The sequence below is a fragment of the Salinarimonas chemoclinalis genome (assembly GCF_041514305.1).
Classification (GTDB): Bacteria; Pseudomonadota; Alphaproteobacteria; order Rhizobiales; family Beijerinckiaceae; genus Salinarimonas; species Salinarimonas chemoclinalis.
In genome coordinates this window covers 227,877-234,929 of record NZ_JBGMWH010000005.1, presented here as the reverse complement: position 1 = coordinate 234,929, position 7,053 = coordinate 227,877, and the positions used below count along the sequence as shown (strand labels likewise).

Genomic DNA, 7,053 nt, shown 5'->3' with positions numbered 1-7,053 from the left:
CCCAGAATCCAGCGACAGCCCGGCCCGTCCAGCCCTGCGAGAGCGTGCATGCCGGCTACGGTTGCGCGCACGTGACCGGCATCGCGAGCAGAACGCGACGCGCCTGCGGGCCGGCCGCGTTCAGCTCCCCGAGCCGGGCTCGCGGAGATCCGGGGCGTGCTGCGTCGCGTGCAGCCTGTCCATCTCCTTGTCGAACCGCGCCCACAGGCGGGCGCCTTCCTCGCCGAGCATCCCGGCGTCCCGCTCGAACCGGTTCTCCACGTGCACGGCGTCCAGCGGATCGCGCCACGGGAAGACGGGCGCCGCCTCGAGCTCGGCGAGCGTCGCTTCCAGCCGCGCGCGGATCGTCGTGCGCCGTGACCCCGACAGCGTGTTGCGTTCGGCGTCGTCTTGCGCGAACAAGTCTGCCTGACCGTACCTCATGGGCGCAGCCTACCGCTTTCGCTTTCGTGCCCGCAAGGGCTGTAGCCGGATCGGCTTCCCGATCCGGTGTGATCGCTTGCATCATGTCCGCTGCATGTCCGCCGTCCCAGCACAGCGGACACCCCCTCCTCTCACCCACCTCCCAACCCCTCCGCCAGCGTCTCGAACACCACCCGCACCCGCCGGCTGGTGCGCATCTCCCGGTGGGTCACGAGCCACAGCGGCACCGGCGTGCCGGGGGCGTCGGGGAAGAGGCGCACGAGGCCGCCGAGGCGCTCGGCGATGCCCTCGAGCACGATGCCGACGCCGACGCCGCGGCGGACGAGCTCCCAGAGGACGACCGCGTTCTCGGAGACGATGCGGACGTCCTCCTCGGCGACCGTGTGGCCCTCCGCCGCGAGGTGCTCGACGAAGCGGGCGAGCGGCTCGAAGCCGAGGATCTCGCCCGCGGGCACCTCGGCGAGGGTGCGCGGGCGGCCTCGGCGGGCGATCCAGCTCTCGGCGGCGTAGAAGTGGGCGGTCATCTCCGCCACCTTCCGGCCGATCAGCTCGGGCTCGGTGGGGCGCACGTGGCGCACGGCGATGTCGGCCTCGCGCCGGCGCAGGTCCGAGAGTGCGTTCGAGGCGAGGAGGACCAGGGTCACGCGCGGTGCCTCGCGGCGCAGGCGTGCGACGACGTCGGGCAGGAGGTGGGCGCACACCGCGTCCGTGGCGGAGATGGTGACGCGGCCCGAGACGTCGGCGGCCCGGCCCGCCGCCGCGAGCGCCATGGCGTCCGCCGCGGTCCCCATCGCCTGCGCGTGCTCGAGCAGCGAGCGGCCGAGATCGGTGAGGACGAGGCGCTTGCCGATGCGGTCGAACAGCGTCGCGCCGAGCACGGCCTCGAGCGCCGCCACCTGGCGCGACAGCGTCGGCTGCGTCGCGCCGATGCGGCGCGCGGCGGCGGAGAGGGAGCCGGCCTGCGCGGTGGCGCGGAAGGCGCGGATCAGGTTCCAGTCGAGTCCATCCATACGTCAATGTATGAGCGATCTCCATCTTTCGGCAATTCGCAACGCCCGTGCATGAGATAAGCCATGTCGCGCAGGAGGCCGACATGACTCTCACCACCGGGACCACGACCCACGCCGACGCCCGCTTCTGGGATCGGGTCGCGCGGCGCTACGCGAAGGCGCGCATCCGCGACGAGGCCGGCTTCGCGCGCACGCTCGCCGCCACCGCCGCACGGCTCGCGCCGGAGGCGCGCGTGCTCGAACTCGGTTGCGGCACGGGAACGGCGGCGCTGCGCCTCGCGCCCGCGGTCGCCGACTATCTCGCGACCGACGTCTCGGGTGAGATGATCGCCATCGCGCGGGAGAAGGCGCGGGCGGCGGGCTGCGCCGGCCCGACGCTCGCCCAGGCCTCCGTCGAGGAGATCGCGGCGCCGCCGGGCGGCTTCGACGCGGTCCTCGCGTTCAACGTCCTCCACCTCCTGCCGGACCGGGCGGCGGCTCTGGCACGCGTGCGCGCCCTGCTCGCGCCGGGCGGGCTGCTGATCTCGAAGACGCCGTGCCTCTCCGAGATGAACCCGGTCCTGCGCCTCGTCGTCCCGGCGATGCGGCTCGTGGGCATGGCGCCGTCGACCGTCGGCTTCGTCGCGGCGGAGCGGCTCGAGGCCGAGATGCGCGCCGCCGGCTTCGAGATCGTCGAGCGGGCGCGACACGGCTCGAAGCCGCGGGACCCGCGAATCTACCTCGTCGCGCGCCGGCCGGACTGAACCGCGCCGCAGGCGCTCACGCGTCGATGTCGAGCAGCGTCTGCGCCATCTCGCGCGCGGCGCGCATGGCGGCGGCGTTGGCCTCGAAGGCGGCCGCGGCCATGATCTGGTCCGTGACCTCGCCGACGATGTCGACGTTGGGCGCGGCGACGAAGCCCTTCGCGTCCGCGTCCGGGGAGCCGGGCTCGTAGGCGGGGACGAAGGCGGGCCGGCGCTCGGCGAGGCGCGCGGAGACGCCGGCGCCGTCGAGCGAGGTCTGCACCACGTCGACGGGCGCGTAGGAGCCCGCGCGCCCGCCCGGCGCGGCGGGCAGCGCCCCCGTCGTGCGCAGGTTGGCGACGTTCGACGCGCTCGCCTCGAGGCGCAGCGAGGCGGCGTCGAGGCCGGTGCGGGAGATGGCGAGCGCGGAGATCATGGTCGCGAGCGTACGCCCGCGCACCTTTCCGCCCCCTTGCCGCGATCGCGCGAATGCCGCGGATCGGGCGCCGACGAACCGAGCACGCCGACCCGCGTTCTCCCCCGCGACGACACGAACCGGGAGAGACGACCATGTTCCGCTTCATCCGCCGCGCGATCCTGCTGCGCGAGGCCCTGCGTTTCCTGCGCCGCCGCCGGCGGCGCTGACGTGGTCGCGCCCGCGGCGGTCGGCGCGGTTTGCCGGGCGCCGCGGGCGCGCTACACCCTTCGCCGTTGAGAGCATGCGATTCGGTGAAGGCGCCATGACGAAGCGAGACGGGGGCGAGACCGCCCGCACCATCATCCGCGGCATCGCCGCCGAGCTCGGCGTCGCCGAGGCACAGGTCGCCGCCGCGGTCGCGCTCCTCGACGAGGGCGCGACGGTCCCCTTCGTCGCGCGCTACCGCAAGGAGGCGACCGGCGGCCTGGACGACACGCAGCTGCGCACGCTCGAGGAGCGGCTCGGCTACCTGCGCGAGCTGGAGGAACGCCGCGTCGCGATCCGATCGGCGATCGCCGAGCAGGGCAAGCTCGACGACGCGCTCGCCGCCGCCATCGCGGCCGCCGACACCAAGGCGCGGCTGGAAGACCTCTACCTCCCCTACAAGACGAAGCGCCGCACCAAGGCGCAGATCGCCCGCGAGGCCGGGCTCGGGCCGCTCGCGGAGGCGCTGATGGCCTCCCCCGAGCGCGCGCCCGAGGACCAGGCCCGCGCCTTCGTCGACGCCGCCGAGGGCATCGCGGACGTCGATGCCGCGCTCGAGGGCGCGCGCCACATCCTGGTCGAGCGCTTCGCCGAGGACGCGGACCTGATCGGCCGGCTGCGCGAGGACTTCTGGCGCGAGGCGCGGCTCGTGGCGAGCGTGCGCGAGGGGCGTGAGCAGGCCGGCGCCAAGTTCTCGGACTACTTCGCCTATTCGGGCAGGATCGCGGAGCTGCCCGCCCACCGTATCCTCGCGATCTTCCGCGCGGAGAAGGAGGAGGTGCTCTCCGTCTCGCTCACCGAGATCCCCGAGAACGCCCCCGATACCGCCAAGGACGCCTATCCCGCCAAGATCCGCGCCCGATTCGGCCTCGCCGATCGCGGCCGGCCGGGCGACGCCTGGCTGGCGAAGGCCGCGGGGTTCGCATGGCGCACGAAGATCTCGCTCTCCATCGCGCTCGACGCCCGTGCCCGGCTCTGGGCGAAGGCGGAGGAGGAGAGCATTCGCGTCTTCGCGGCGAACCTGCGCGACCTGCTGCTGGCGGCCCCCGCCGGCGCGCGGGCGACGATGGGGCTCGACCCGGGCTATCGCACCGGCGTCAAGGTCGCGGTGGTCGACGCCACGGGCAAGGTCGTCGCCACCGACACGATCTACCCGCACGAGCCGCAGCGGCGTTGGGACGCGGCGCTCGCCACGCTCGAAGGGCTGGTGCGCCGCCACGGCGTCGAGCTGATCGCCATCGGCAACGGCACCGCCTCGCGGGAGACCGACAAGCTGGCCGGCGAGCTGGTGGGGCGGCTGCCCGATCGAAAGGTCGTCAAGGTGATGGTCTCGGAGGCCGGCGCCTCGGTCTATTCGGCCTCCGCCTTCGCCTCGAAGGAGCTGCCCGACCTCGACGTCAGCCTGCGCGGCGCGGTGTCGATCGCACGCCGCCTGCAGGACCCGCTGGCGGAGCTCGTGAAGATCGACCCGAAATCCATCGGCGTCGGGCAGTACCAGCACGATCTCGCCGAGCACGCGCTCTCCCGCGCCCTCGACGCCGTCGTCGAGGATTGCGTGAACGCGGTGGGCGTGGAGGTGAACACCGCCTCCGCGCCGCTGCTCGCGCGGGTCTCCGGGCTCGGCGAGGGCGTCGCCAAGGCGATCGTCGCGCGCCGCGACGAGGCGGGGCCGTTCCGCACCCGCAAGGAGCTGATGAAGGTGCCCGGCCTCGGCCCGAAGACCTTCCAGCTCGCCGCCGGCTTCCTGCGCATCCAGGACGGCGCGGACCCGCTCGACCGCTCCGGCGTGCACCCGGAGGCCTATCCGGTGGTGCGGCGCATCCTGGAGTTCACCAGGGCCGACGTCGTGCGCATCATCGGCGACACGAAGACGCTGCGCGCGCTCGACCCGCGGCGCTTCACCGACGACACGTTCGGCGTGCCGACCGTCTCCGACATCATCGCCGAGCTGGAGAAGCCCGGCCGCGACCCGCGGCCGGGCTTCCAGACGGCGAGCTTCGCCGAGGGGCTGGAGAAGATCTCCGACCTCCGGCCGGGCATGGTGCTGGAGGGAGTCGTCACCAACGTCGCCGCCTTCGGCGCCTTCGTCGACGTCGGCGTCCACCAGGACGGGCTCGTCCACGTCTCGGCCATGTCGACGAGCTTCGTGAAGGATCCGCGTGCCGTGGCGAAGCCCGGCGACGTGGTGAAGGTGAAGGTCATGGAGGTCGATGTGCCGCGCAAGCGCATCGGCCTCTCCATGCGTTTGTCCGACGAGCCTGGACAGGAGCGGCGCCCGGCGCAGAAGGGCGGCGGCGCGCGCGACGATCGCGGGCGGGCGGGCTCGAAGTCCGGCGCGCGGCCCACGGCCTCGCCCGCCGGGGGCGGTGCACTGGCGGACGCCCTGCAGCGGGCACGCGATCGCGACCGACGGCGCCCGTGACGTCCCCCTGGATCGCCGGTGCCGACGGCTGCCCCGGCGGCTGGGTCGTCGCCCTCGCGCGGCTCGACGGCGCGGTGCCGCCCCGCCTGCGCGGCGTGCCGGATCTCGCCGCCATTCTCGACGCGCCCGAGGCGCCGCGGATCGTCGCCATCGACATGCCGATCGGCCTGCCGGAGCGCATCGTCGGTCCGGGCCGGGCGGCGGAACAGGCGGTGCGCCCGCTGCTCGGCGCGCGCCAGTCGAGCGTCTTCTCGATGCCAGCGCGCGCGGCCGTCTACGCGGACGGCTACGCGCAGGCCTGCGCCGCGGCGCTCGCGACCTCGACGCCGCCGCGCAAGGTCTCCAAGCAGGGCTTCATGCTGTTCCCCAAGGTCCGCGAGATCGACGCGCTGCTGCGCGCCCGGCCGGCGGACGCCGGGCGCGTCTTCGAGTGCCACCCCGAGGTGGCCTTCTGGCGCATGAACGGGGAGTGGGCGCTCGCCACGCCCAAGAAGGTGCGTGGCCGACCGCATCAGCCGGGGCTCGACGCACGGCGTGCGCTCCTTCTCGCGGCCGGGGTGGCGCCCGCGCTGATCGCGGCCGAGCGCCCCCGCGGCGCGGGACCCGACGACCTGATCGACGCGCTCGCCTGCCTCGTCGTCGCGCGGCACCTCGCCGAGGGGACGGCGCGGCCCTTCCCCGACCCGCCGGAGCGCGACGCGCACGGGCTCGCCGTGGCGATCTGGGCGTGAGGGCGCGGGGCTCGCGCTTTCGCGACACTCGGTCGGGCGGACCCGTCCTGGCGCGGCCCGCCGGGGCGGACTAGGAAGGGGGCAGACAAGGGAGACACCGATGACCGCCCCCGCGAGCCCGCTTCCCGTCACGCCCCGGGACATCCAGGACGCGCACCGGCGCATCGCGCCGCACGTGCGCCGCACGCCGTCCTGGCGGCTCGAGAACGCCTTCGGGCACGAGGGGCTCGTCTCCCTCAAGCTCGAGTTCCTGCAGCACGCCGGCTCGTTCAAGGCGCGGGGCGCCTTCAACCATCTCCTCTCCGAGACCGTCCCGGAAGCGGGCGTCGCCGCCGCGTCCGGGGGTAACCACGGCGCCGCCGTCGCCTACGCCGCTCGGGAGCTGGGCCACCCGGCGACGATCTTCGTGCCGGAGATCTCGCCGCACGCCAAGGTCGACGTCATCCGCCGCATGGGGGCGGACGTGCGCATCGGCGGGCCGCGCTACGCCGACGCCCTGTTCGCCTGCGGCATGCACATCGCCGCCACCGGCGCGCTCTCGGTCCACGCCTACGACGCGCAGGCGACCATCGCCGGCCAGGGCACGGTGGCGCTCGAATGGGAGGAGGACGCCGCCGGAGGGCTCGACACCGTGCTCGTGGCGGTGGGCGGCGGCGGGCTGATTTCCGGCATCGGCGCCTGGTTCGGCGGGCGGGTGAAGGTGGTGGGCGTCGAGCCGACGGGCTCGTGCGCGCTGTTCGCGGCCCTCGCGGCGGGCGAGCCCGTCGACGTCGAGGTGAACTCCGTGGCCGCCGATTCGCTCGGCGCCCGCGCCGCCGGGCGCATCGTCACCGAGATCGCGCTCGCGACCGTGGACCACGTGGCGCTCGTCGACGACGGCGCGATCGTCGACGCCCAGCGCATGCTCTGGCGTGACTTCCGCATCGCCACCGAGCCCGGCGGCGCCGCGGCGCTGGCGGCGCTGACGTCGGGCGCCTACCGCGCGACGCGGGGGGAGCGGGTGGGCGTGCTCCTGTGCGGCGCGAACGTCGATCTCGCGGCGCTCGACGCGCTGGGGTGAGCG

7 protein-coding genes are annotated in these 7,053 nt (G+C 74.4%); 4 read left to right on the top strand and 3 right to left on the bottom strand.

Features of this window, described 5'->3' with window-relative positions; translation table 11 throughout:
• Positions 1–120: 120 nt before the first annotated feature.
• Together AB9M23_RS11695 and AB9M23_RS11690 are read right to left on the bottom strand one after the other, a co-directional pair.
• Positions 121–402, bottom strand: a complete 282-nt coding sequence (locus tag AB9M23_RS11695) for a hypothetical protein (RefSeq protein ID WP_372424716.1) — start codon at positions 400–402, stop codon at positions 121–123.
• Positions 403–554: 152 nt separating this feature from the next.
• Positions 555–1,433, bottom strand: a complete 879-nt coding sequence (locus AB9M23_RS11690) for a LysR family transcriptional regulator (protein WP_372424715.1) — start codon at positions 1,431–1,433, stop codon at positions 555–557.
• Between the two features lie 83 nt (positions 1,434–1,516).
• Between AB9M23_RS11690 and AB9M23_RS11685 the strand changes: the two genes are divergently transcribed.
• Positions 1,517–2,176 carry a class I SAM-dependent methyltransferase gene (locus AB9M23_RS11685; protein WP_372424714.1) on the top strand — a complete coding sequence of 220 codons (660 nt, stop codon included), beginning with the start codon at positions 1,517–1,519 and terminating at the stop codon, positions 2,174–2,176.
• A gap of 16 nt (positions 2,177–2,192) precedes the next feature.
• On the opposite strand, the gene AB9M23_RS11680 is transcribed toward AB9M23_RS11685, so the two are convergent.
• Positions 2,193–2,615, bottom strand: coding sequence for a flagellar basal body rod protein FlgC (locus AB9M23_RS11680; RefSeq protein ID WP_372424713.1), 423 nt, complete (start codon positions 2,613–2,615; stop codon positions 2,193–2,195).
• Positions 2,616–2,895: 280 nt separating this feature from the next.
• Here AB9M23_RS11680 and AB9M23_RS11675 point away from each other — a divergent pair, with 280 nt between their 5' ends.
• The 3 genes from AB9M23_RS11675 (at position 2,896) to AB9M23_RS11665 (ending at position 7,050) form a co-directional block, all read left to right on the top strand.
• Positions 2,896–5,259, top strand: a complete 2,364-nt coding sequence (locus AB9M23_RS11675; RefSeq protein ID WP_372424712.1) for a Tex family protein — start codon at positions 2,896–2,898, stop codon at positions 5,257–5,259.
• Positions 5,256–5,990, top strand: coding sequence for a DUF429 domain-containing protein (locus AB9M23_RS11670; RefSeq protein WP_372424711.1), 735 nt, complete (start codon positions 5,256–5,258; stop codon positions 5,988–5,990). The genes AB9M23_RS11675 and AB9M23_RS11670 overlap by 4 nt, the downstream gene beginning before the upstream one ends.
• Before the next feature lie 100 nt (positions 5,991–6,090).
• Positions 6,091–7,050: a threonine/serine dehydratase gene (locus tag AB9M23_RS11665; RefSeq protein ID WP_372424710.1), complete on the top strand. Its 960-nt coding sequence runs from the start codon at positions 6,091–6,093 to the stop codon at positions 7,048–7,050.
• The last annotated feature ends 3 nt before the right edge of the window (positions 7,051–7,053 follow it).

Excerpts from the sequence above, each read along its gene's own strand:
- AB9M23_RS11690 (WP_372424715.1), bottom strand. The coding sequence starts at position 1,433 with ATGGATGGACTCGACTGGAACCTGATCCGCGCCTTCCGCGCCACCGCG.
- AB9M23_RS11675 (WP_372424712.1), top strand. The coding sequence starts at position 2,896 with ATGACGAAGCGAGACGGGGGCGAGACCGCCCGCACCATCATCCGCGGC.
- AB9M23_RS11685 (WP_372424714.1), top strand. The coding sequence starts at position 1,517 with ATGACTCTCACCACCGGGACCACGACCCACGCCGACGCCCGCTTCTGG.
- AB9M23_RS11665 (WP_372424710.1), top strand. The coding sequence starts at position 6,091 with ATGACCGCCCCCGCGAGCCCGCTTCCCGTCACGCCCCGGGACATCCAG.